Raw genomic sequence first — 23135 nt, forward strand, 5'->3', positions numbered from 1 at the left:
CAGTCAGTCACAACACAAAACCTGTGGGAGCGAGCTTGCTCGCGATGGCGGTGGGCCATTCAGCATTAATGTTGAATGATGAATTGCTATCGCGAGCAAGCTCGCTCCCACAGGGAATCCACCGCCTGATCAACTTGTGTGCGACCCATGAATCCCGTTGAATACCAACCGATGAAAGTGATGCACCAGATGCTCGCTTTCATTGCTGCGCTGGGCATCGATCATGTAGCGGCCCTGGTCGTAACCGAGCGAATGCAGGCCTTTCTGCACCGAGATGTTCAGGGCGATGTCCTCCGGCCCCAGATCCTCGTTCATCCACTTCATGCACGACGTACTCACCGCCGCAGTCTCGGCATTGCTGGAGTAGTAACCGAAGCGCAGCAGCGAGCGCTCGGCGTCCAGCGGAATCATGATGAATGAGCCCAGGAACTCCGAGAACGGGAAGGTGTAGAAGGTATTGTTCGGCCACATGCCGATGTTGAAGAAGCACTCGTCCGGGTTGAGGTCCTTGCGCAGCGGCACGCCGTAGGCTTCGGTCACTGAGAGGTTGGCCGGGGCGATGTAGGTCCACCAGTTATCGCGTTTGCTCAATTGGTAGCCCTTGAAGTCAATCAGCCGGGCCAGGTCGATGTGGCAAGGCCCCGACAGCTTGAAGTGATAACCCTCGATCGAGTTGTCCATGATCACCTTCCAGTTGGCGGGTACGATCACGTCTTGCTCTTCGATCAGGCGCATGTCGGCCAGGTCCGGAAACACCCGGCGCATTTCCTCGTCCGCCCCGGGGAACAAATCCCGCAGGGACGGCGCAGCCGGGTCGAGGTTGAAGTAAATGAAGCCGCCCAATTCTTCGGTGCGGATCTGCGGGATGTTGAACTGCTGCAACTCGAAGTTCTTCATCTTCTCGCAGCGGGGTGCGCTGCGTAGGCTGCCGTCCATTTCGTAGCACCACGAGTGATAGGCGCAACGCACCACGCCACCGGTGGTGCCGCGCCGTTCTTCGAGCAGGCGATTGCCGCGATGCTGGCAAACATTGTGGAAGGCGTGGATCTGGCCCTGACGGTTTTTCGCCACCACCACGCTCTGGTCGAACAGATCCGTGACCACGTACTGTCCCGGCTCGGCGAACTCACTGACGTGCCCGGCCACGTGCCAGGCGTGCATGAAAATGTTGTCGCGCTCGGCCTTGAACAGGGTTTCGTCATAGAAGTAACGCGAGGGCAGGGTGAAGGCCTCTTCCGGGTCCTGATGGTCCCAGCCATCGATCGGGCTCTGCTGCTTACGGTTCTGGAAACTGTGCATGGGGCGATCTCCTCAGTGACTGGCCGCGCGGTACGGCTTCGTGTTCTGGGAGCTAATCTAGGGTGCGGGGCGGGGGCGGTATTGATCGATTGCGACCAGTTGCGCGGGGAAATCATCAAGTGCGCTTGCTTTGGCCAGCGACCTCTTGCACGAAAGGACAAGCAATAAATTGCCCTTGTGGGAGCGGGCTTGCTCGCGAAGGCGGCGTGTCAGTCGACATTTGTATTGCCTGACCCAGAGCTTTCGCGAGCAAGCCCGCTCCCACAGGTACTGCTACCCCTGTAGAGGTTGCTTCTACAGGGGATGGTGCAGGGTTCAGACGCGTTCGAAAATCGCCGCAATCCCCTGGCCGCCACCGATGCACATGGTCACCAGTGCATAACGGCCACCGGTGCGATGCAGTTCGTGGATGGCCTTGGTGGCGATGATCGCGCCGGTTGCGCCCACCGGGTGGCCCAGGGCGATGCCCGAACCGTTCGGGTTGACCTTGGCCGGGTCGAGGTCCAGTTCCTGGCTGACGGCGCAGGCCTGGGCGGCGAAGGCGATGTTGGCTTCGATCACGTCCAGGTCGGCGACGGTCAGGCCGGCGCGCTTGAGTGCCAGGCGGGTGGCCGGGATCGGGCCCAGGCCCATGAATTCCGGTTCGACGCCGGCGTGGGCGTAGCTGACCAGGCGGGCGAGTGGTTTCAGGTTGTTGCCTTGAACCGCCGTGCCGGTGGCCATGACCAGTGCGGCGGCGCCGTCGTTGAGGCCCGAGGCGTTGCCGGCGGTGACCGAGCCGTCCTTCTTGAACGCAGGCTTCATCGCAGCCAGCTGTTCCAGGGACGTGGCGCGCGGGTGCTCGTCGACGCTGAACAGTTTGACGCCTTTGCGATCCTGGATTTCCACGGTCGCGATCTGCTCGCTGAAGTAGCCGTTGGCAATCGCATGGGCCGCGCGTTGCTGGTCTTCCAGCGCCAGGGCGTCCTGCATTTCGCGGGTGATGCCGTTGCGTGCGGCGACGTTCTCGGCGGTGATGCCCATGTGGATGCCATGGAACGGGTCATGCAGGATGCCGAGCATGTAGTCGATGACCTGGGCGTTGCCCATGCGCGAACCCCAACGGGCGGCTGGCATCAGGTACGGGCCACGGCTCATGGATTCGGCACCGGCGCCGACAACGATTTCGGCATCGCCGAGCATCAGCGTCTGCGCGGCGTTGATGATCGCTTGCAGGCCCGAACCGCAGAGGCGGTTGACGTTGTAGGCCGGGGTTTCCTTCGGAATGCCGGCGTTCATTGCCGCGACGCGAGAGATGTAGGCGTCGCGGGTATCGGTCGGGATCACGTTGCCCATCACCAGATGGCCAACGAGCGCCGGGTCCACGGCGGCCCGTTGCAGGGCGGCTTTCACGGCCGTGGTCGCGAGGTCGGCCAGTGGCACGTCCTTGAGCGAGCCGCCGAACGTACCAATGGCGGTACGGGCGGCGCTGACGACGTAGATTTCCGGAGTGTTCATGGCTGGTTTCCTTTCGGTGGATTCTTATCTGTACTGCGATTGAGCAGGGCGTTCAAGGCGGTTTTCGCCTCATCGGTATTCAGGCGCTGGATGAACAGCGTGTTTTCTTCGCGCAGGGTGGCTTCCAGTTCCGGCAACGTCGCCTGTTTCATCAGTTGACGGGATTGGCGCAAGGCCTCCTGGGGCATCGCCAAAAAGCGCTGGGCGATTTTTCTGGCCGCAGCCAGGCATTGCTCGCCGGCATCGAAAGCTTCGTTGGCCAGGCCCCAGGCCACCGCTTCGTTGCCGTCCAGGCCGTTGCCCAACAGCAACAGGCTCGCGGCACGGGCGTGGCCGAGCCGGCGTGGCAGCAACAGGCTGGCACCGAATTCGGGGCACAGGCCGATGTTGACGAACGGCATGCGCAGCTTGGCGTTGCGGGTCACCAGCACCTGATCGCAATGCAACAGCAACGTGGTGCCAATGCCGATGGCCGCCCCGCAGACTGCCGCGATCAGCGGCTTTTGCAGGCGCGTGACGACTTTCATCAGGCGGAACGCCGGGGCGTCCAGATGCGTCGGCGGATGCTGGAGGAAATCCACCAGGTCATTGCCGCTGGTAAAGCAGGCCGGGCCGCCGGTGAGGATGATCACGCCGGTTTGCGCGTCTTCGTCGGCGGCCAGCAACAGGTCGGCCAGTTGCGTGTACATGGCGTTGTTCAGCGCGTTGAGCTTGTCCGGGCGGTCGATGGTCAGCGTCAACACGCCGTCGCGTTGCTCGTGTTTGATCAGGTCGGTCATCGCAGGCTCCGCAGGGTCGGTTCAGGCTGCCACTTTAAGCGCCGGACAAACCCCGGATCTATGGCAAAACGGGTCAACTGCGCTGCCGCTTTTTGCCATGCCGGTGCGCCAAAAGCGACACACACCCATTCGGGGTATGGCTGCGCCCGGCGAATCCGCCAATAGTGGGGGCATCCGCTCATCCAGAGCCGAACTCGCTATAAGGTGCATTTGCTATGGGCAAGACGCTGCTTAAGGTGATTTCCAGTCTGTTTGTTGTACCACTGACTTTGAATGCCTACGCCGCTCAAGTGGACGACAGCAATACGCTGCGGCTGTACAACTGGGCGGATTACATCGGTGAAAAAACCGTGGCCGACTTCGAAAAGGCCAGCGGCATCAAAGTCATCTACGACACCTTCGATGCCTACGAAACGGTGCAGGCCAAATTGCTCACCGGCCACTCCGGTTATGACTTGATCGTGTTGAACGCCTCCCTTGCGCCGCCATTGATCAAGGCCAAGGTGTTCCAGCCGCTGGATAAAAAGTTGCTGCCGGGCTGGAGCAACCTGGACCCGAAAGTATTACAGGACCTGCAGGGGTTTGATCCGGGCACCACCTACTCTGCGCCCTACACCTGGGGCAGCAATGGCGTCACGTACAACGTCGACAAGATCAAGGAACGCATGCCGGACGCGCCGATCGGTTCGCTGGCGATGATCTTCGATCCGAAGATCGTCTCGCGTTTCGCCGACTGCGGCGTGACCCTGCTCGATGCCCCGACCGAAGTCATTCCCATGGCCTTGAAGTACCTGGGACGTGACCCGAACAGTGCCGCCCCGGCAGATTTGAAAGCCGCCCAGGACTTGCTGTTGTCCGTGCGGCCGTACATCCGCAAATTCGACTCGGTCAATTACCTGACCAGCCTGCCCAACGGTGACGTGTGCATGGCCATGACCTGGTCCGGCGACTACGCCACGGCCATGGCCCGCGCTGCAGAAGCCAAGAAAAAGATCGACCTGGCCTACTTCATCCCCAAGGAAGGCTCGTTGATCTGGTTCGACAACATGTACATCCCGGCCGACGCGCCCCACGTCGCCAATGCCCACAAGTTTCTTGAGTACCTGATGCAGCCGCAGGTGATGGCGGACGTGAGCGACTTCATCAATTACGCCAACAGTAACGCGGCGGCTACCCCGTTGTTGAGCGCCGATGTGCGCAACAACCCGGCGATTTACCCCGACGCGCAAACCCGCGAGCGCCTGTTCCCGCAGAAGACCCAGGATGCCAAGGACATGCGGGCGATTACCCGGGTCTGGAGCACCGTGAAAAGCGGCATCTGATTTGTTCGATCGTTAGTCAACCCGGTTAGAGGTTTATTTATGGCGACGCCAACACGCACCGTTTTTTCCCCAGCGGACGAGTCCCGGCTGGTCAAGGCCGACAAGGCTCACCATATGCACGGTTATCACGTGTTCGACGAACACGCCGAACAAGGTTCGTTGAACATCGTCGCAGGCGATGGCGCCTACATCTACGACACCCAGGGCAACCGCTTTCTCGATGCGGTGGGCGGCATGTGGTGCACCAACATCGGTTTGGGCCGTGAGGAAATGGCCGAGGCCATCGCCGATCAGGTGCGGCAACTGGCCTATTCCAATCCGTTTTCCGACATGTCGAACAACGTCGCCATCGAGCTGTGCGAAAAGCTCGCCAGCCTCGCCCCCGGCGACCTCGACCATGTGTTCCTGACCACCGGTGGCTCCACCGCCGTGGACACCGCGTACCGGCTGATCCAGTACTACCAGAACTGCCGTGGCAAACCGGAGAAGAAGCACGTCATCGCCCGGTTCAACGCCTATCACGGCTCCACCACCCTGACCATGTCGATCGGCAACAAGGCCGCCGACCGGGTGCCGGAGTTTGACTACGCCAACCCGCTGATCCACCACGTGTCCAACCCGAATCCATACCGCGCACCCGATGGCATGGACGAGGCGCAGTTTCTCGAGTTTCTGGTCAAGGAATTCGAAGACAAGATCCTCGCCATCGGCGCGGACAAGGTCGCCGGGTTTTTCGCCGAACCGATCATGGGCTCGGGCGGGGTGATCATTCCGCCACAGGGCTACCTCAAGCGCATGTGGGACGTCTGCCAGCGCTACGACATCCTGTTCGTCGCCGACGAAGTGGTGACCTCGTTCGGTCGCCTGGGCAAGTTCTTTGCCTCCCGGGATGTGTTCGACGTGCAGCCCGACATCATTACCACCGCCAAAGGCCTGACCTCGGCTTACCTGCCGCTGGGCGCGTGCATCTTTTCCGACCGTATCTGGAAAGTCATCGCCGAGCCGGGCAAGGGCCGCTGCTTCACCCACGGCTTCACCTACAGCGGCCACCCGGTGTGCTGCACGGCGGCGCTGAAGAACATCGAAATCATCGAGCGGGAAAACCTGCTGGCCCATGTCGACACGGTGGGGGCTTATCTGGAAGAGCGCCTGGCCACCCTGCGGGACTTGCCGCTGGTGGGGGATGTGCGCTGCCAGAAACTCATGGCCTGCGTGGAGTTCGTCGCCGATAAACGCACCAAGGCGCTGTTCCCCGACGAGATCAATATCGGCGAGAAAATCCACGTGCGCGCTCAGGCCCGTGGCTTGCTGGTGCGGCCGATCATGCACCTTAACGTGATGTCGCCGCCGTTGATCCTGACGGTTGTCCAGGTCGATGAAATCGTCGAGACCCTGCGCGAGTGCATTCTGGAAGTGGCGGCCGAGCTTCAGGCCAGCGGCCAATATGGCGGCCAATGAATTCGCCCTACAGGCTGTTATCAAGGGCTTGCGCACCCGCTAGACTGCGGGGCATGAGCAAACCAGACGACGATACGCTGATCGCAATGCCCTTCGGGGCCTTGCACAAATGGCATGGGGGAATGCGCGAGGCATTCGCCCATGTCGATGAGCCTGACGCCTTGCAATACCTGGCGTCAGCGTTGGCGCAACTGGTGTCCGTCGAGTCGATGATGATCAGCCTGGAGCGCAAGGACCGCGCGCCACAGCTGCTGCATCAGCGCGGGATTGCGCAGGAGTATCAGGTCTCGATTCTGGAGCGCTATTTTGCCGGGGGCTATTTGCTCGACCCGTTCTGCCTGGCGGTGGAGCAGGGGTTGGCGCAAGGCTTCTATCACCTGGAAGAGATCGCCCCGGACAACTTCTTCGACAGTGACTACTACAAATCCTATTACCTGAAGGCGGGCTGCTCGGAAGACAGCTACTACATTGTCGATACCGGCAACGACACGAAGATTTCCGTCAGCCTCTATCAGGGTTTCGGCGGAGAATGTCTAAGCGACGAACAGTTGAACCTGCTGCGTGCCGTCGAACCGTTGGTGCGTGAATTCATCAGCGAATTCAGCCAGCGTGGACTGCTGCGCAGTTCCGGGATCGAGCGTGATAACGAGCAAGGCATGCGCGATGATCTCAAGCATCGCGTGCAGGCGGCGTTCGAAAACTTCGGTTGTGAATTGCTCACCGAGCGCGAGCGGCAAGTGGCGCACATGGTGTTGCGCGGGCATTCGGTGAAGTCCACGGCCAGCCAGATGAACATCTCGCCGGAAACCGTGCGCATGCACCGCAAGAACCTGTACCTGAAACTGCAGGTAGGTTCGCAGTCGGAGTTGTTTGCGCTGTTTATCGAGTGGTTGCGCAAGCACTAACCAAATTTTTTGGCCTACCGATACCCCTGTAGGAGCGAGCTTGCTCGCGAAGAACCTGAGAGCAACGCGTTCATCCAGAAAGCGCGTGCCATCATTCACGTCCATCGCGAGCAAGCTCGCTCCTACAGGTTGTCACGTCAGTCTTCGCGTTTTACGACCAAGGTCAAAATGTCATAACTGGCCACCAGCTCACCCAACTGGTTGGTGACCTCCACATCCCACGCCACCACCCCTTGCGGAATCCCCTGCGGGCTCTTCTTGCCCTGGTCGATCTTGCGCTTGCAGGTCAGGCGCGCCTGGATGGTGTCGCCGATGCCCACCGGATTGATGAAGCGCAGGGTGTCCAGGCCGTAGTTGGCCAGCACCGGGCCGACGCCGGGGGATACGAACAACCCGGCCGCTGCCGACAGTACGAAATAACCGTGGGCGATGCGCTTGCCGAACTGCGATTCCTTGGCCGCGATCTCGTCGAAGTGCATGTAGAAGTGGTCGCCTGACAGGCAGCCGAAGTTCACCAGGTCCGCTTCGGTGACGGTGCGGCGGTGAGTCAGCAGCGATTCGCCGATCTGCAAGTCCTGGAAGTAGCGACGGAACGGATGCACGTCGGTTTCGATGACATTGGCGCCACGCACGTATTCGCCGGTGACCGCCGCCAGCATGGTTGGCGAACCTTGCACCGCCGCGCGTTGCAGGTAGTGCTTCACCGCACGCAACCCACCGAGTTCTTCACCGCCACCGGCACGACCCGGGCCGCCGTGCTTGAGTTGTGGCAGCGGCGAGCCGTGGCCGGTGGATTCGCCCGCGCAGTTGCGATCCAGTACCAGCAAACGGCCGTGCCAGGCAGCGGCGACCGGGATGGCCTTGGCTGCAATTTGCGGATCTTTGGTTACCAGGCTGGCCACCAGGCTGCCCTTGCCACGTGCGGCCAGGGCCAGTGCTTCATCCAGATCGTCGTAAGCCATCAGGGTGCTGACCGGGCCGAACGCTTCGATATCGTGGGCACCGCCCTCGGCATGCGGGTCACGGGCCTGCAACAGGGTCGGGGCGAAGAACGCGCCTTTGTCGACATTTTCACCGCGCGGTTCGAAACCGTCGCGAGCGCCGAACAGCATGTCACTGCTCTGCAACAGGGCTTCCAGGCGCTCGGCCACATCATTCTGCTGATCGTGGGAAGCCAGTGCGCCCATGCGCACGCCTTCCACCGACGGGTCACCAACCACGACTTTGGCCAGGCGATCGCGCAGACGGGTGGCGACTGCGTCGATGTATTTGGCCGGCACGATGGCGCGGCGGATGGCGGTGCATTTCTGCCCGGCCTTGGTGGTCATTTCCCGGGCGACTTCCTTGATGAACAGCTCGAACTCTTCGTCGTCCGGCGTCACGTCCGGGGCGAGGATCGCGCAGTTCAGCGAGTCTGCCTCGGCGTTGAACGGCACCGAATTGCGCACCAGGTTCGGGTTGATCCGCAGCTTGGCCGCGGTGTCGGCGGAACCGGTGAAGGTCACCACGTCCTGGCCCTGCAGGCGGTCGAGCAGGTCGCCGGTGCCGCCGATGATCAATTGCAGGCTGCCCGCCGGGAGCAGGCCGGATTCATCCATCAGGCGCACGACGGCTTCGGTCAGGTAGCTGGTGGCGCTGGCCGGTTTGACGATGCACGGCATGCCGGCGAGGAAACTCGGCGCGAACTTCTCCAGCATGCCCCAGATCGGGAAGTTGAAGGCATTGATGTGCACTGCCAGACCACCGCGAGGTACCAGGATGTGAGTGCCAGCAAATGTGCCCATTTTGCTCAGTTGCAGCGCCGGGCCTTCGTGGACGATGTTGCCCGACGGAAGCTCCCGGGAACCGAGGCTGGCGTAGGTGAACAGCGTGCTGTTGCCGCCTTCGATATCGATCCAGCTATCGGCACGGGTCGCGCCGCTGTGGTGAGAGATCGCGTAGAGCTGTTCCTTGCGCTCGCTCAGGTACAGGGCCAGGGCCTTGAGACGCTGGGCGCGCTGCTGGAAGTCCAGCGCCATCAAGCCGCTGATGCCTTGGCGACGGCCGTGCTCGACGGCTTCGGCGAAGTCCGGGCGCTCTTCATGAGTGTACGCAATATCGTGTCCGTCGATGGCGCTGCGCAGGATTTGTGCGCCGTGTTGGCCGATCCAGCGACCGGCGATGAAACTTTGCAGGGTAGGGGCATGCAGTGCAGGTGAAGAGGACATCACGATTGCTCCAAGTGATGAAGGGTTGAAGCGCGGCCGCGACCGCGCCCTTGCGGAATTACCAAAGCGCCACGGTGTAGCCGACGATCAAGCGGTTCTCATCGAGGTCGGTGGTCAAGCCATTGCCGGAACGGAAGGTCACGTTGCGCCAGCGCAGGCTGACGTTCTTGAACACACCGCTCTGGATTACGTAGCTGATATCGGTGTCGCGCTCCCATTCGCGACCGTTGTCGACGCTGCCTGCCTTGACGTGGCGACCGTCGGTGTAGCGGGTCATGAAGGTCAGGCCGGGAATGCCTTGTGCCGCGAAGTCATAGTCGTAACGCAGCTGCCAGGAATCCTCGTCGGCGCGGGTAAAGGTGTTGAAAGTCACCAGGTTGACCACATAGGGGTCACCGCCGTTGAGGAACGGAAAGGCGCTGTCGCCGGACAATTGCTGGTAGGCGGCACTGACCTTGTGGGCACCGTGGGACACCGTGAACATGCTGTTGAAGTTGCGGTTGTCGATACGCCCGGCCCGCTCGGCGCCGTCACCGCGACTGTCGAAGTAACGCAGGTCGCTGCGCAGATTGAAACCGTTACCCAGCGGTTGCGTATGCACCAGTCCGGCGAATTGCTGGCGATAGATCTGGTCGAGCTTGCCGTAGTAGTAGCTCAGGTTCAGTTGCGGACTGAACGCGTAGCTGCCGCCACCGAAATCGAAACTATCGCTGCTGGCGGCGCCGAAGCCGATGTCATCGTTGCTGGAGGAGTCCCGCAGGTTGGCCTTGGTCAGGCGTCCGGCATTCACTGTCAGGCCGTCGATTTCCTGGCTGGTCAGCAAGCCACCTTCAAAGGTCGAACCCAGCAGGCGCGTGTCGTTGTAAGTCGCCACTGGCAACAAGGGTTGCAGGGTGCCGAGTTTCAATACGCTTTTGGACACCCGCAATTTTCCGGTCAGGCCCAGCTCACTGTACTCGTCGTCGGGCTCATGGCTCTGCGGGCCAAACGGCAGTAGCCCAGTGCCACGGCGATCCGGGCTGGAGTCGAGCTTCAGTCCCAGCTCCCCCAATGCGTCGAGACCGAAACCGAAGGTGCCGTCAGTGAAACCGGACTCGATGCGCGCAGTGAAACCCTGGGCCCATTCCTCGGCCTTGGATTGCGGCGCGTTGTCCTGACGGAAATCGCGATTGATGTAGTGGTTGCGCATATCAATGCGGGCCTTGCTGTCACCGATGAAGTCGGCCATGGCGCTCGGCGCGATCATGGGCAGACTCAATGCGGCGGCCAGCGAAAACAGTGATTCACAAGGTGCGTTACGTGCGGGCTTCATTATTTTTATTCCCTGCCAATATTCAGTGTTTGCTGGCGCCGGTGGCACCAATGCCGGTCATCGAACGGATGAACTGCGCCAGATAACGACCGCGCTCGAGGGCTGCACGGGGTGAGGTGTCGGTGACGGAAAACAGCCACGCACTAAAGAACGCCAGGCTCATGGAAAACAGGGCCGGGTTGGAGTACGGGAACAGTGCCTTGTCGTGATGCATAACGTTGACCCACACCGCCGGGCTCAGCACCAGCAACACAATCGCTGAGACCAGTCCGGACAGACTGCCGAGGACTGCGCCGCGGGTGGTCAGGCCTTTCCAGTACATCGAGAGGAACAGCACCGGGAAATTCACCGACGCCGCGATGGCCAACACCAGACCTGAGAGGAAGGCAATGTTCTGCGATTCGAACAGTAGGCCGAGGATGATCGCCAGTACACCGATGCACAGAGTGGCGATTCGCGACACGCGCATCTCTTGCTGTTCGCTGGCCTGACCCTTGCGTATCACGCAGGCATACAGGTCATGGGACACCGCTGAGGCGCCGGAGAGTGCCAACCCGGCAACCACCGCCAGAATGGTGGCGAAGGCGACCGCCGAAATGAAACCGAGGAACAGGTTGCCGCCCACCGCGTGGGCCAGGTGTACGGCGACCATATTGCCGCCGCCGATGATCGCGCCGCTGGCGTCACGGAACGCCGGATCGGTGCCGACCATGACGATGGCACCGAAGCCGACGATGATCAGCAGCAAGTAGAAGTAGCCGATGAAGCCAGTGGCGTAGAACACGCTTTTGCGCGCTTCCTTGGCATCGCTGACGGTGAAGAAACGCATCAGGATATGCGGCAAGCCGGCGGTGCCGAACATCATGCCCAGGCCCAGGGAAATCGCATCGACCGGGTTGGACAGCAAGCCGCCGGGGGCCATGATCGCGTTGCCTTTGGCATGCACGGCGGTGGCGCCGGCAAACATGGCCTCGGTGCTGAAGCCGAAGTGCTTGAGCACCATGAACGCCATGAAGCTGGTGCCGAACAACAACATCACCGCCTTGATGATCTGCACCCAGGTGGTGGCGAGCATGCCGCCGAAGGTCACGTAGAACACCATCAACACGCCGACCAGCATCACCGCATAGAGGTAGTCGATGCCGAACAAAAGTTCAATCAGCTTGCCGGCGCCGACCATCTGCGCCACCAGGTACATCAACGCCACGGTCAGGGTGCCGAAGGCCGAGGTCAGGCGCACCGGGGTCTGTTCCAGGCGATAGGAAACCACGTCGGCAAAGGTGTATTTACCCAGGTTGCGCAGGCGTTCGGCAATCAGGAACAGGATGATCGGCCAGCCGGCCAGCACGCCCAAGGCGTAGAGCAAACCGTCGTAGCCATTGAGGAACATCATCGCGGAAATGCCGAGGAACGAGGCTGCCGATATCATATCGCCGGCAATTGCCAGACCGTTCTGGAAACCGGTCATGCCACCACCGGCAGTGTAAAAGTCGGCGGCGGAGCGGGTGCGAAGTGCCGCCCAGCGTGTCACGCCAAGTGTGAACAGCACGAACACCAGGAACATGCCGATGGCGTTCCAGTTCAGCGGACGTGCCGCACCCTCGGCGGCCACCGCAAAATCAGTGACAGCCGCCAGCGGCAGCAGGAACAGTGCGAGAAGGCGGCTCATCGGGCGCACTCCTGCTTGAGTTTTTCATTCAGCGGGTCGATTACGTTGTTGGCGCGATAGACATAGAACCCGGTCAGCGCAAAGGCCAGCCCGACCATTGCGACACCCACCAGCATGCCCACGGTGGTCACACCGCCGCTCAGGGATTGGCCGAGGGTGGAGGGCGAAAACGCCACCAGCAGGACGAAGCCGAAGTAGATCACCAGCATGATCAGCGACAACGACCAGTAGAGTTTCTGCTTGCGTCGCACCAACTGGATGAAGTCGGGGTGTTGGTGGATGAGTTCTATGTCTTGCGGGCTCATGGTGACTCTCCGTTGTTGTTTTTGTAGTGGGGGTGAAGCAAGTACGACGCGAACTCTGTAGGAGCGAGCCTGCTCGCGATGAGCCTGAGATCGCCGCGGGGTATCAGGCAACCCGCGTCACCGTTTACGACCATCGCGAGCAAGCTCGCTCCTACAGGGGGACGGTGCGGACCGATCAGAGCTGATCGAAGTCCAGCACCACCTTGTCGCTGATCGGGAACGCCTGGCACGACAGCACATAGCCGGCGGCCACTTCGTAGTCTTCCAGGGCGTGGTTGCTGTCCATTTCCACTTCGCCTTCGATGACCTTGCACTTGCAGGTCGAGCACACGCCGGCCTTGCACGAGTAGGGCAGTTCCGCACCTTGTTCGTTACCGGCATCGAGGATGCTCTGGCTGTTGCGCGGCAGGTCGAAGGCCAGGGCGCGGCCGTCGCTGATCACGGTGATCTGGCTCACCGCTGCGTCCACTTGGTGGGCGGCTTCGCGGGCGGCGCGTTTCTGTTCGCTGCCAGCGGCGGCGAACAGTTCGAAATGGATACGCTCAGGTTGCATGCCTTTGGCCTTGAGGCTGTCGCGCACGGTCTCGGTCATTTCCTGCGGGCCGCAGATGAAGGCGGCATCGAGAGCCTTGACGTCGAGCCAGCGGGTGAACAACTGCTCACATTTCTCGGCATTGATCCGGCCGTTGTACAAGTCGACATCCTGCTGTTCGCGGCTGAACACGAAGATCAGGTTCAGGCGTTGCAGGTAGCGGTTTTTCAGGTCTTCCAGTTGTTCGCGAAACAGCGCACCGGAGCTGGAGCGGTTGCCGTACAGCAGAGTGACGCGGCTGTGGGGCTCGGTTTGCAGAGTGGTCTTGATGATCGACAGGATCGGCGTGATGCCGCTGCCGGCCGCCACGGCCAGGTAGTTGCCGCGGCGCGCCGGGTCGAGTTCGACGCAGAAGTGCCCGGCCGGCGGCATCACGTCCAGGGTGTGCCCGGCTTTCAGTTGTTCGTTGGCAAACGCCGAGAAGCGTCCGCCAGCTACACGCTTGACGGCGATGCGCAATTCACCATCGTTGACGCCGGTGCAGATCGAGTAAGAGCGGCGTACTTCCTCACCGTCCAGTTGGGTGCGCATCACCAGGTGCTGGCCCTGGGTGAAGTGGAAGCTGTCCTGCAAGTGCTGCGGAATCTCGAAGGCGATCGACACCGCGTCGCGGGTCTCGGCGCGCACGTCCTTGATGGTCAGGCTGTGAAATTTGCTCATTGTTGTTCTCCAGCTGGGACGGCCGATTCGCCGCTCAGATGCACTTGAAATAGTCGAACGGTTCCCGGCAATCGACGCAGCGGTACAGCGCCTTGCAGGCGGTGGAACCGAACTCGCTGAGGACTTCGGTGTGGGCGCTGGCGCATTGGGGACACAAAACCTGCGGGCTTTCACCGAGCAGGCTGCGCTTGCTGGTGCTGCCCTCGGGCGGTGCGATGCCGTAGGCACGCAGGCGTTCGCGACCGCTGTCGCTGATCCAGTCGGTGGTCCAGGCCGGGTTCAACTTGCGCTCCAATTGCGGCGCCTTGAACCCGGCGAGTTCCAGGGCTTCACGGATATCGCTCTCGATCACTTCGGTGGCCGGGCAGCCGGAATAGGTCGGCGTGACCACCACGTGAAGGTGACCGGCCTGCCAGTCCAGGTCGCGGACGATGCCCAGGTCAACCACGCTGACCACCGGCACTTCCGGGTCCATGACCTCTGCCAGAATCGCCCAGGCGGCAGCCAGGTCGGTCGGCCCCGCCGGCCGGGCGCCGAGGTCGCTGGCGATCAGATCACCAGGTTGCATCGGGGTACGCTCGTGGCAGGAACTGCATTTCGGCCAGCAGGATGCCCAGGTGTTCGGTGTGCAGGCCCTTGCGGGCATTCAGGTAGAAGTAGCTCGGCGCCGCAGGCACGGGTAGGGTGGCGCTGGTAAAGATTTGCTCGACTTTGGCCTGCCACTGCGTGGCTACGCTGGCGATATCCGGGGTGATGCCGGCGTCGCAGAGACGCTGTTCGCTGTCGTCGGCGGCGATCAGTTCGACGGTGAAACGCCAGACCTCGGGAATCGCCGCGAGCATGCGCCGGTGGCTTTCCTCGGTGCCGTCGCCCAGACGCTCGATCCACTCGCCGGAGCGGCGCAGGTGATAGGTCACTTCCTTCACTGCCTTGGCGGCGATCCCGGCGATGCGTTCGTCGCTGGACTGGCTCAGGCCCTGCAACACCGGCAAGTGCCAGGCGTCGTAGAGGAACTGCTTGAGCATGGTCACCGCGAAGTCACCGTTGGGTTGTTCCACCAGCAGCAGATTGCGGTAAGCGCGTTCGTCGCGACGGAACGCCAGGTGATCGGCGTCGCGGCCGTCGTCCAGCAGTTCGGCGGCGTATTCCAGCCAGTTGCGCGCCTGGCCCACCAGGTCGAGGCCGACGTTCATCAGCGCCAGCTCTTCTTCCAGTGCCGGTGCCTTGCCGCACCACTGGCACAGGCGCTGGCCCTGGATCAGGGCGCTGTCGCCTAGGCGCAGCAGGTATTCGATCAGATCAGTCTTGTTGTCCATGGTCGACCTCACATGTGCCCGACATCGGCCGGCAGCTCGTAGAAGCTGGCGTGGCGGTAGACCTTGTCATCCGACGGGTCGAACAGTGGGTCTTTTTCATCCGGCGAAGAAGCGGTGATCAATGCCGAAGGGACTACCCACAGGCTTACGCCTTCACTGCGACGGGTGTAGAGCTCGCGTGCGTTCTCGATGGCCATGGTGGTGTCGGCGGCATGCACGCTGCCGACGTGTTTGTGGTTGAGGCCGTGCTTGCTGCGCACGAAGACTTCGAAGAGGGTCCACTCGGACATTTCAGTTACTCCACATTGAGGCTCTGTAGGAGCGAGCTTGCTCGCGATGTACCCGCGAGCACCGCGGGGTGTCAGGCAACCAACGTTAACGTTGACAACCATCGCGAGCGAGCTCGCTCCTACAGGGGGTACGGTTGTCTTAGGCGGCGTTCTTGTTTTGTTTTTTGCGGGCGTGGGCGACGGCGGCTTCACGAACCCAGGCGCCGTCTTCAATCGCCTTGCGGCGGGTGGCGACGCGTTCCTGGTTGCAGGGGCCGTTACCCTTGAGCACTTCGTAGAATTCGTTCCACTGGATTTCGCCGAAATCGTAGTGACCGCGCTCAGCGTTCCACTTCAAGTCCGGGTCAGGGCAGGTGCAGCCCAGCAATTCCAGTTGCGGGATGGTCTGGTCGATGAAGCGCTGGCGCAGTTCGTCGTTGCTCTGGCGCTTGATTTTCCAGGCCATGGACTGGGCGCTGTTCGGCGAGTGTTCGTCGCTTGGACCAAACATCATCAGCGATGGCCACCACAGGCGGTTGATCGCGTCCTGGACCATGTCTTTTTGCGCCTGGTTACCGTGGCGCATCATGGTCAAGAGGATTTCGTAGCCCTGGCGCTGGTGGAAGCTCTCTTCCTTGCAGATGCGGATCATCGCCCGCGAATACGGGCCGTAGGAGGTGCGTTGCAGCACCACCTGGTTGACGATCGCCGCACCATCCACCAGCCAGCCCACCGCGCCCATGTCGGCCCAGTTCAGCGTCGGGTAATTGAAGATGCTCGAATACTTGGCCTTACCGCTGTGCAGTTTGGCGATCTCTTCATCACGGTCGGCGCCGAGGGTTTCCATGGCGCTGTACAGGTACAGGCCGTGACCGGCTTCGTCCTGGATCTTGGCCATCAGTTGCAGTTTGCGTTTGAGCGACGGTGCGCGGGTGACCCAGTTGCCTTCGGGCAGCATGCCGACGATTTCGGAGTGGGCGTGCTGGGAGATCTGCCGGATCAAGGTCTGACGATAGGCATCTGGCATCCAGTTCTTGGCTTCGATCTTGATTTCTGAATCGATTTTTTCCTGGAAGGCGCGTTCCTGTTCGGACATTTCCGACAGGTCCTTGATGCGCTTGACGCCTGTTTCTACGAGCTGTGCGTACATATTTGGTCTCCCGCCTTGAATCTGTTCTGAGGCATGGAGAACTTTATAAGCGATACAGAATTTAATATCAAACACAAAATGACGTGTCGTATTTGTTTTTTGTATCGCTTTGGGTGGGTGGTCGCTTTTTGGGGCGGTGTACATATCCGTTTCTGGGGTAACGGCCACCTGTGGGAGCGAGCCTGGTCGCGAAGGCGGCCTGACAGCCGACCTGTCTTTTGTTGACCGCGTACATATCCATTCCTGCGGTAATGGCGGCTGGCGGTTTCGCCCTTACGGCGAGTCCCTTTCAAGGTCTTAGGTAAAATCCCCCGAAATTTCAGTCAGGGATACCCGAAAGATGTGGGCCGATGTTCTAGCTCGATTCGAAAAAAAAGCACCTGCCAGCGTCATGGCCAAATTGGCGCTGGAGCAGGCTATTGCCCCTGAGTGGGTCGATCAGGTTTTCGAAGAACATCGGCAACGGCAGTATTCTCGTGAACTATTGTTCTCGACCATCATCAAGCTGATGTCCCTTGTTTCATTAGGCTTGAAGCCATCCCTGCACGCCGCCGCACGGCAACTGGAAGATCTTCCTGTCAGCTTGGCAGCCCTTTACGACAAGATCAGTCGTACCGAGCCTGCGCTGTTGCGCGCCTTGGTCACGGGCTGTGCACAACGCCTGACGCCAACCATCAAGGATCTGGGTTGCACGACGATGCTGCCGGGGTGGCAGGTTCGGGTAGTGGACGGTAATCACTTGGCCTCCACTGAGAAGCGTCTGGGGGCTTTACGCCACGAGCGCGGCGCCGCTCGTCCCGGTTTTTCGGTGGTTGTCTACGACCCCGACCTGGATCAGGTCATCGACCTTCAGGCGTGTGAGGATGCCTATGCAAGCGAGCGTGTTTGTGTGCTGCCTCTATTGGCCGATGCCGAACCGGGCCAGGTGTGGCTGGCTGATCGACTCTACTGCACGCTGCCGGTCATGGCAGCGTGTGAGCAGGTCCAAACCTCCTTTGTGATTCGTCAGCAAGCCAAGCACCCGCGCTTGATTCAAGAGGGTGAGTGGCAAGCGCCCGTACCTGTGGAAACAGGCACTGTCCGTGAGCAGATCATCCAAGTCAGAGGCGGTTACCAATGTCGGCGCGTCGAACTGACACTTCATTCGCCAACGGACTCGGGTGACAGCAGCTTGATGTTCTGGAGCAACCTGCCTGAAAGCATCAGTGCGCAGCAGATCGCGGAACTCTATCGCCGTCGCTGGAGCATTGAAGGCATGTTCCAGCGGCTGGAAGCGATCCTGGAAAGTGAAATCGAAACCCTTGGCAGCCCGAAGGCTGCCTTGCTCGGATTCACCACGGCGGTATTGGCCTACAACGTCCTGGCCGTACTCAAACGAAGCGTCGAGCAAGCCCATCGGGATACTCAGCCTGAAGGTTGGGAGGCCTCGACCTACCATTTGGCGGTCCAGATCCGAAGTGGTTATGAAGGCCTGCAGATTGCGCTGCCCTCGGAACATCTTCCCGTTATCCCTGCGGAAAAACTGGCCCAGCGTTTGTTGGAACTGGCCAAAAACATCCAGCCAAAACAAGTTGCGAAAAGTCCCCGTGGCCCCAAGGTGCCCAAGCCCAAGACATGGGTCCAAGGCACCGCGGTGCATGCGCATGTTTCAACGGACCGGGCAATCAAGGCCGCCAAAACGAAAAGACCTTGAAAGGGATGGCCATAAGAGCGGAACCATTAGCGGCCGTTACCGAAGAAACGGATATGTAAACAAACACCCCAAAAAAAACCCCGCAATAAGCGGGGCCATAAAGGGTGCAGCAGTCATGCTTTCGGACGTTTATCCAACACGTGGCAAGCCTTGCCTTCGGATCGCTTGATCGAATGGAAAGGTTGCAAAACAATCCGCGAACTGATCCCGATATACGTCTTGATGTGTTTGCTCAATTCCCCGCAAACAGCCTTCTGCTGTTCTTCGCTCAGGTGTTGGTGCTCAGCCTTCAACTCGACATGCACATCAACGCTGTCCAGGTTGCCATTGCGATACAGATGGATCTCATAGCACTCGGCGAGTTGTTTGACTTTGAGTACCTGCTCCTCGATCTGCGTCGGAAACACGTTGACCCCGCGAATGATCAGCATGTCGTCGCTACGCCCGGTGATCTTGTCGATACGTCGCATCGGCCGTGCCGTGCCCGGCAGCAGGCGCGTCAGGTCGCGGGTGCGGTAGCGGATCATCGGCAGGGCTTCTTTGCTCAGGGAGGTGAACACCAGTTCGCCCATCTGTCCGTCCGGCAGTACTTCGCCAGTGACGGGGTCGATGATTTCCGGGTAGAAGTGGTCTTCCCAGATGGTCGGGCCGTCCTTGGTTTCGGCGCATTCCATGGCGACACCTGGCCCCATGATTTCCGACAGGCCGTAGATGTCCAGGGCGGTGATGCCCAGGCGTTGCTCGATGGCGCTGCGCAGTTCAGCGGTCCACGGCTCGGCGCCGAAGATGCCCAAACGCAGGGCCAGTTTGTGCGGGTCGATGCCCTGGCGCTCAATTTCGTCGGCGATGTTGAGCATGTAGGACGGTGTGACCATGATGATGTCCGGCTGGAAATCCTTGATCAGTTGCACTTGCTTTTCGGTCTGGCCGCCGGACATCGGGATCACCGTGCAACCCAGGCGTTCGGCGCCGTAGTGCGCGCCCAGGCCGCCGGTGAACAGGCCGTAGCCATAGGAGATGTGCACCTTGTCGCCTCGGCGGCCACCGGCGGCGCGGATCGAGCGCGCCACCACGTTGGCCCAGGTGTCGATGTCGTTCTGGGTGTAGCCGACCACGGTCGGTTTGCCAGTGGTGCCGCTGGAGGCGTGCAGGCGCACGATGTCGTTCATCGGCACGGCAAACATGCCGTAGGGGTAGTTGTCCCGCAGGTCGGATTTGGTGGTGAAGGGAAACTTCGCCAGGTCGTCGAGGGACTTGATGTCATCCGGGTGCACGCCCAGCGCGTCGAAGCGCTGACGATACAGCGGCACGTTGTTGTAGGCGTGGTTCAGGCTCCAGCGCAGGCGCTCCAGCTGATGCTGGCGCAGCTCGTCGATGCTGGCGGTTTCCAGCGGGTCCAGCACGGGGTCCAGCACGGCTTTGGCAATTGGCATGTTCATGTGTTCACTCGAATTGTTTTTGTGTTCCAGCCCTTTTGCACAAGGGCTTTGAGTGCATGCCCCAAGGATACCTCTCGGCTCCTTGGGAATCGCGATTCTTTAGTGGGATAGACGCTCGATGATCAGCGCGATCCCCTGGCCGACGCCGATGCACATGGTGCACAGGGCATAGCGGCCATTGCGTTCCTCAAGTTCATGCAGGGCAGTGGTCACCAGTCGCGCGCCGCTCATGCCCAGCGGATGGCCAAGGGCAATGGCTCCACCGTTGGGGTTGACTCGCGGATCGGTGTCGCTCAGGCCAAGCTCGCGCAGCACCGCCAGACCCTGTGCGGCAAACGCTTCGTTGAGCTCGATCACGTCCATGTCGGCCAGGCTCAGGTTGGCCACTTCCAGCACCTTGCGTGTGGCCGGCACCGGGCCGATGCCCATGATCCGTGGTTCTACGCCGGCAGTGGCCATGGCCACGACCCGGCCACGGGCAGTCAGGCCGTGGCGCTTCGCGACTTGCGGGCTGGTCAGCAGCAGCGCGCAGGCGCCGTCGTTGACCCCGGAGGCGTTGCCGGCGGTGATGCTGCCGCCTTCGCGGAACGGCGTGCCCAGTTTGGCAAGCTGTTCAAGGGTGGTGTCGCCGCGTGGATGTTCGTCGTGCTCGACCACTTTGGCCGGGCCTTTGCGCTGCGGGATTTCCACGGCGACGATTTCTTTGGCCAGGCGCCCATTGGCCTGGGCGGCCGCTGCACGCTGTTGGCTGCGCAGGGCGAAGGCATCCTGGTCGGTCCGGGAGATGTTGAACTGTTCGGCGACGTTCTCTGCCGTTTCCGGCATGGAGTCGATGCCGTAGGCCTTTTTCATCAGTGGATTGACGAAGCGCCAGCCGATGGTGGTGTCGAAAATCTCCGCCGACCGGGAAAACGCTTGCTCGGCCTTACCCATTACCAGTGGTGCGCGGGACATGGATTCGACGCCACCGACCAGCATCAATCCGGTTTCGCCGCTGCGAATCGCCCGGGCAGCGGTGCCGATGGCATCCAGCCCTGAGCCGCACAAACGATTGAGGGTGGTGCCCGGCACGCTGACCGGCAATCCGGCCAGCAACGCTGACATGCGAGCGACGTTGCGGTTGTCTTCGCCGGCCTGGTTGGCACAGCCGTAGATCACGTCGTCGACCGTGCTCCAGTCGACTTGCGGGTGACGGCGCAGCAATTCGCGCAGGGGCACCGCGCCGAGGTCGTCGGCGCGTACGCCGCTCAGGACGCCGGCGTAGCGGCCAATCGGGGTGCGTACCGCGTCAATGATCAAGGCGTCATTCATTGGGTGTCTCCTGCGCCAGCACCGGGCCGCGCACTTTGTAGGATTTGCCGTGGAACAGGGCGATCAACTGACCCTGCTGGTTTTCGATGCGTACGTCGTAGTTGCCGGTGCGACCCGAACGGCTTTGCTCGATGCAGTCGGCGTTCAGTGTGTCGCCCAGACGGGCCGGGGCGATGTAGTCGATGCTGCAACCGATGGCCACGGTGGCCTCGTTGTAGCTGTTGCAGGCAAAGGCAAACGCCGAATCGGCGAGGGCGAACAGGTAGCCGCCGTGGCAGGTGCCGTGTCCCTGGAGCATGTTGGCGCGCACGGTCATGCCGACACGGGCGCAACCGGGGCCGGCCGAGAGCAGGCGCATGCCCATGGCCTGGCTGGCGGTGTCGCGCTGGAACAACGCTTGCGCGCATTCGCTGGCCAGGGTCATGGCTTCATGGTTAGTCATGGAATGTTCTCCCTTCGGCGACGCGACGGCGCAGCAGCATCGACGGCCGGTAGCGTTCTTCGCCATAACTGGCTTGCAGGTTTTCCAGCACGTTCAGAATGTGCGCCGGGCCAATGGCATCGGCCCAGGCCAGTGGACCTTGTGGATAATTGACCCCGGCGCGCATGGCCAGATCGATGTCGGCGGCCGAAGCCACACCCTGTAGCAGGGCATCGGCGGCTTCGTTGGCGAGCATGGCCACTGTGCGCAGAACAGCGAGAGCCGGGCTGTCGCTGAGCAGGCTGACCTTGAAGCCGGCGCGTTGCAGCAGGGCCACGCCTTGTTCGAGTGCCTGGGGATCAATGCCGTTCGAGTAGCTGATGGCGATGCGTTGGGCTTTGCTGTAATCGAACGCAAGGTCCAGCAGGATCAGGTTACGCAATCCGTCTTCACGTGCCCGCTGGCAGGCCATGCGCCCGTCGCTCAAGGCCAGCACGGCGTCACCGACGCGCAGTAAACCTTGGCCATCACGCTGGATGATCTCGACGCCTTGCTCGCGCAACCGAGGAATCAAACCTTGGGCAATACCGAGGTCGCCTTCGACTGCGCACACCTCAACCTTCGCATCGCTGCTGATTTCAGCGGCTTGCGGGCGCTCCGTGCCTTGGGCGTAGCTGTAGAAACCCTGACCGCTCTTGCGTCCCAGGCGCCCGCCGTCCACCAGTTCTTTCTGGATCAGCGAAGGCAGGAAGCGCGTGTCCTGGTAATAGGCGTCGAACACCGAGCAGGTCACGGCGTAGTTGACGTCGTGGCCGATCAGATCGGTCAGTTCGAACGCGCCCATGGCAAACCCGCCGGCCTCGCGCATCAGGGCATCCAGTGTCGGGCAGTCGGCCGCGCCTTCCTGCAGCATCCGCAGGCTTTCGGCATAGAACGGCCGGGCCACGCGGTTGACGATGAAGCCCGGTGTGGAGCGGGTGTGCACCGGTTTTTTGCCCCAGGCCTTGGCCGTGTCATACAGGCACTTGGCGAGTGCCGGATCGCTGGCCAGGCCGGAGACGACTTCCACCAGCGCCATGACTGGTGCCGGGTTGAAGAAGTGCAGGCCAAGCAAGCGTTCTGGGTGATCAAGCTGCGCGGCAATGCTGGTGATCGACAGCGACGAGGTGTTGCTGGCGAGGATGCAATGCTCGCCGCAAATGCCTTCGAGCTGGCGGAACAGTGCGCGCTTGACCTCGAGATTCTCGACGATGGCTTCGATGATCAGGTCGCAGTCGGCGAGGGCCTCGATGGCTTCCACCGCTTGCAGGCAGGCGATGGTGGCGCTGCGCGAGTCGTCCGACAGTTTGCCGCTCGCGACCCGTTTGCCCAGTTGTCGGTCGATGCCTTCGATGGCTTGCGCTGCGGCACCGGGGCGATTGTCCAGCAACAGCACCGGATGGCCGGCTTGTGCCGCGACCTGGGCAATGCCGGCACCCATGGCGCCGGCACCGATCACGGCAATGCGTGCGGAGGTATTCAATGCGGTCAT

Annotated in this window: 20 protein-coding genes; 4 read left to right on the plus strand and 16 right to left on the minus strand. The window is 61.4% G+C overall.

All coding sequences use genetic code 11. The annotated features are described in order from the left end of the window. Positions 1 to 129: 129 nt before the first annotated feature. The 3 genes from ACEN8Z_RS11475 to ACEN8Z_RS11485 all read right to left on the minus strand — a co-directional run bounded on the left by ACEN8Z_RS11475 (position 130) and on the right by ACEN8Z_RS11485 (position 3575). Positions 130 to 1299, minus strand: a complete 1170-nt coding sequence (locus ACEN8Z_RS11475) for an aromatic ring-hydroxylating oxygenase subunit alpha (protein ID WP_495597699.1) — start codon at positions 1297 to 1299, stop codon at positions 130 to 132. Positions 1300 to 1614: 315 nt separating this feature from the next. After that, entirely contained in the window at positions 1615 to 2796 is a 1182-nt protein-coding gene (locus ACEN8Z_RS11480; RefSeq protein ID WP_495597700.1) for an acetyl-CoA C-acyltransferase family protein, read from the minus strand. Next, the gene (locus ACEN8Z_RS11485; protein WP_495597701.1) at positions 2793 to 3575 is read right to left on the minus strand and encodes an enoyl-CoA hydratase-related protein; all 783 of its coding nucleotides are present in this window, start codon (positions 3573 to 3575) and stop codon (positions 2793 to 2795) included. The genes ACEN8Z_RS11480 and ACEN8Z_RS11485 overlap by 4 nt, the downstream gene beginning before the upstream one ends. A 215-nt stretch (positions 3576 to 3790) precedes the next feature. Here ACEN8Z_RS11485 and ACEN8Z_RS11490 point away from each other — a divergent pair, with 215 nt between their 5' ends. The 3 genes from ACEN8Z_RS11490 to ACEN8Z_RS11500 are packed head-to-tail and all read left to right on the plus strand — an operon-like array spanning position 3791 to position 7260. Further along, positions 3791 to 4897, plus strand: coding sequence for a polyamine ABC transporter substrate-binding protein (locus ACEN8Z_RS11490; protein ID WP_008003806.1), 1107 nt, complete (start codon positions 3791 to 3793; stop codon positions 4895 to 4897). Positions 4898 to 4936: 39 nt separating this feature from the next. Then, positions 4937 to 6355 carry an aminotransferase gene (locus tag ACEN8Z_RS11495; protein WP_495597702.1) on the plus strand — a complete coding sequence of 473 codons (1419 nt, stop codon included), beginning with the start codon at positions 4937 to 4939 and terminating at the stop codon, positions 6353 to 6355. Next, positions 6352 to 7260 (plus strand): helix-turn-helix transcriptional regulator, encoded by a 909-nt coding sequence (locus ACEN8Z_RS11500; protein WP_495597703.1) that lies wholly within the window; start codon positions 6352 to 6354, stop codon positions 7258 to 7260. Before ACEN8Z_RS11495 ends, ACEN8Z_RS11500 begins: the two co-directional genes overlap by 4 nt. A 137-nt stretch (positions 7261 to 7397) precedes the next feature. Here the strand turns inward: ACEN8Z_RS11500 and paaZ are convergent, their stop codons facing one another. From paaZ to paaA, 9 genes are all read right to left on the minus strand, one after another. Then, positions 7398 to 9467, minus strand: a complete 2070-nt coding sequence (gene paaZ / locus ACEN8Z_RS11505) for a phenylacetic acid degradation bifunctional protein PaaZ (RefSeq protein WP_495597704.1) — start codon at positions 9465 to 9467, stop codon at positions 7398 to 7400. A gap of 58 nt (positions 9468 to 9525) precedes the next feature. Beyond that, positions 9526 to 10779, minus strand: coding sequence for an OprD family porin (locus ACEN8Z_RS11510; RefSeq protein WP_495597705.1), 1254 nt, complete (start codon positions 10777 to 10779; stop codon positions 9526 to 9528). A 22-nt stretch (positions 10780 to 10801) separates the two neighbouring features. After that, positions 10802 to 12448, minus strand: coding sequence for a cation acetate symporter (locus tag ACEN8Z_RS11515; RefSeq protein WP_495597706.1), 1647 nt, complete (start codon positions 12446 to 12448; stop codon positions 10802 to 10804). Then, entirely contained in the window at positions 12445 to 12753 is a 309-nt protein-coding gene (locus ACEN8Z_RS11520) for a DUF485 domain-containing protein (RefSeq protein ID WP_495597707.1), read from the minus strand. Before ACEN8Z_RS11520 ends, ACEN8Z_RS11515 begins: the two co-directional genes overlap by 4 nt. Positions 12754 to 12928: 175 nt before the next feature. Then, positions 12929 to 14005 carry a 1,2-phenylacetyl-CoA epoxidase subunit PaaE gene (gene paaE, locus ACEN8Z_RS11525; RefSeq protein WP_495597708.1) on the minus strand — a complete coding sequence of 359 codons (1077 nt, stop codon included), beginning with the start codon at positions 14003 to 14005 and terminating at the stop codon, positions 12929 to 12931. 34 nt (positions 14006 to 14039) lie between these two features. Beyond that, positions 14040 to 14573, minus strand: a complete 534-nt coding sequence (gene paaD / locus ACEN8Z_RS11530) for a 1,2-phenylacetyl-CoA epoxidase subunit PaaD (protein ID WP_495597709.1) — start codon at positions 14571 to 14573, stop codon at positions 14040 to 14042. Further along, positions 14560 to 15321, minus strand: coding sequence for a 1,2-phenylacetyl-CoA epoxidase subunit PaaC (gene paaC, locus ACEN8Z_RS11535; protein WP_495597710.1), 762 nt, complete (start codon positions 15319 to 15321; stop codon positions 14560 to 14562). The genes paaD and paaC overlap by 14 nt, the downstream gene beginning before the upstream one ends. A gap of 8 nt (positions 15322 to 15329) precedes the next feature. Beyond that, positions 15330 to 15611, minus strand: a complete 282-nt coding sequence (gene paaB, locus ACEN8Z_RS11540; RefSeq protein ID WP_008003021.1) for a 1,2-phenylacetyl-CoA epoxidase subunit PaaB — start codon at positions 15609 to 15611, stop codon at positions 15330 to 15332. 139 nt (positions 15612 to 15750) lie between these two features. Further along, the gene (gene paaA, locus ACEN8Z_RS11545; protein WP_057713980.1) at positions 15751 to 16740 is read right to left on the minus strand and encodes a 1,2-phenylacetyl-CoA epoxidase subunit PaaA; all 990 of its coding nucleotides are present in this window, start codon (positions 16738 to 16740) and stop codon (positions 15751 to 15753) included. A 391-nt stretch (positions 16741 to 17131) separates the two neighbouring features. On the opposite strand from paaA, the gene ACEN8Z_RS11550 reads away from it, so the two are divergent. After that, entirely contained in the window at positions 17132 to 18433 is a 1302-nt protein-coding gene (locus ACEN8Z_RS11550) for an IS4 family transposase (protein ID WP_495597711.1), read from the plus strand. Positions 18434 to 18546: 113 nt separating this feature from the next. Here ACEN8Z_RS11550 and paaK read toward each other — a convergent pair whose 3' ends face one another. From paaK to paaH, 4 genes are all read right to left on the minus strand, one after another. Next, the gene (gene paaK, locus ACEN8Z_RS11555) at positions 18547 to 19872 is read right to left on the minus strand and encodes a phenylacetate--CoA ligase PaaK (RefSeq protein WP_495597712.1); all 1326 of its coding nucleotides are present in this window, start codon (positions 19870 to 19872) and stop codon (positions 18547 to 18549) included. Between the two features lie 99 nt (positions 19873 to 19971). Further along, a complete protein-coding gene (gene pcaF / locus ACEN8Z_RS11560) occupies positions 19972 to 21183 on the minus strand; it encodes a 3-oxoadipyl-CoA thiolase (RefSeq protein WP_495597713.1) in 1212 nt (403 codons plus the stop codon). Continuing rightward, positions 21176 to 21625: a hydroxyphenylacetyl-CoA thioesterase PaaI gene (gene paaI / locus ACEN8Z_RS11565; protein WP_495597714.1), complete on the minus strand. Its 450-nt coding sequence runs from the start codon at positions 21623 to 21625 to the stop codon at positions 21176 to 21178. The genes pcaF and paaI overlap by 8 nt, the downstream gene beginning before the upstream one ends. After that, complete coding sequence (gene paaH / locus ACEN8Z_RS11570; RefSeq protein ID WP_495597715.1) at positions 21618 to 23135, minus strand: 3-hydroxyacyl-CoA dehydrogenase PaaH; 1518 nt, start codon at positions 23133 to 23135, stop codon at positions 21618 to 21620. The genes paaI and paaH overlap by 8 nt, the downstream gene beginning before the upstream one ends.

It is taken from the genome of Pseudomonas sp. Pseusp10 (assembly GCF_059492225.1).

What these genes read in the sequence shown, in the direction of transcription:
- paaB (WP_008003021.1), bottom strand. Translation starts at nt 15,611, where the DNA reads ATGTCCGAGTGGACCCTCTTCGAAGTCTTCGTGCGCAGCAAGCACGGC.
- ACEN8Z_RS11475 (WP_495597699.1), bottom strand. Translation starts at nt 1,299, where the DNA reads ATGCACAGTTTCCAGAACCGTAAGCAGCAGAGCCCGATCGATGGCTGG.
- paaH (WP_495597715.1), bottom strand. Translation starts at nt 23,135, where the DNA reads ATGACCGCATTGAATACCTCCGCACGCATTGCCGTGATCGGTGCCGGC.
- ACEN8Z_RS11515 (WP_495597706.1), bottom strand. Translation starts at nt 12,448, where the DNA reads ATGAGCCGCCTTCTCGCACTGTTCCTGCTGCCGCTGGCGGCTGTCACT.
- paaE (WP_495597708.1), bottom strand. Translation starts at nt 14,005, where the DNA reads ATGAGCAAATTTCACAGCCTGACCATCAAGGACGTGCGCGCCGAGACC.
- ACEN8Z_RS11480 (WP_495597700.1), bottom strand. Translation starts at nt 2,796, where the DNA reads ATGAACACTCCGGAAATCTACGTCGTCAGCGCCGCCCGTACCGCCATT.
- paaK (WP_495597712.1), bottom strand. Translation starts at nt 19,872, where the DNA reads ATGAACATGCCAATTGCCAAAGCCGTGCTGGACCCCGTGCTGGACCCG.
- paaD (WP_495597709.1), bottom strand. Translation starts at nt 14,573, where the DNA reads ATGCAACCTGGTGATCTGATCGCCAGCGACCTCGGCGCCCGGCCGGCG.
- pcaF (WP_495597713.1), bottom strand. Translation starts at nt 21,183, where the DNA reads ATGAATGACGCCTTGATCATTGACGCGGTACGCACCCCGATTGGCCGC.
- ACEN8Z_RS11520 (WP_495597707.1), bottom strand. Translation starts at nt 12,753, where the DNA reads ATGAGCCCGCAAGACATAGAACTCATCCACCAACACCCCGACTTCATC.
- paaZ (WP_495597704.1), bottom strand. Translation starts at nt 9,467, where the DNA reads ATGTCCTCTTCACCTGCACTGCATGCCCCTACCCTGCAAAGTTTCATC.
- paaI (WP_495597714.1), bottom strand. Translation starts at nt 21,625, where the DNA reads ATGACTAACCATGAAGCCATGACCCTGGCCAGCGAATGCGCGCAAGCG.
- ACEN8Z_RS11550 (WP_495597711.1), top strand. Translation starts at nt 17,132, where the DNA reads ATGGCCAAATTGGCGCTGGAGCAGGCTATTGCCCCTGAGTGGGTCGAT.
- paaA (WP_057713980.1), bottom strand. Translation starts at nt 16,740, where the DNA reads ATGTACGCACAGCTCGTAGAAACAGGCGTCAAGCGCATCAAGGACCTG.
- ACEN8Z_RS11500 (WP_495597703.1), top strand. Translation starts at nt 6,352, where the DNA reads ATGAATTCGCCCTACAGGCTGTTATCAAGGGCTTGCGCACCCGCTAGA.
- ACEN8Z_RS11485 (WP_495597701.1), bottom strand. Translation starts at nt 3,575, where the DNA reads ATGACCGACCTGATCAAACACGAGCAACGCGACGGCGTGTTGACGCTG.
- ACEN8Z_RS11510 (WP_495597705.1), bottom strand. Translation starts at nt 10,779, where the DNA reads ATGAAGCCCGCACGTAACGCACCTTGTGAATCACTGTTTTCGCTGGCC.
- ACEN8Z_RS11495 (WP_495597702.1), top strand. Translation starts at nt 4,937, where the DNA reads ATGGCGACGCCAACACGCACCGTTTTTTCCCCAGCGGACGAGTCCCGG.
- paaC (WP_495597710.1), bottom strand. Translation starts at nt 15,321, where the DNA reads ATGGACAACAAGACTGATCTGATCGAATACCTGCTGCGCCTAGGCGAC.
- ACEN8Z_RS11490 (WP_008003806.1), top strand. Translation starts at nt 3,791, where the DNA reads ATGGGCAAGACGCTGCTTAAGGTGATTTCCAGTCTGTTTGTTGTACCA.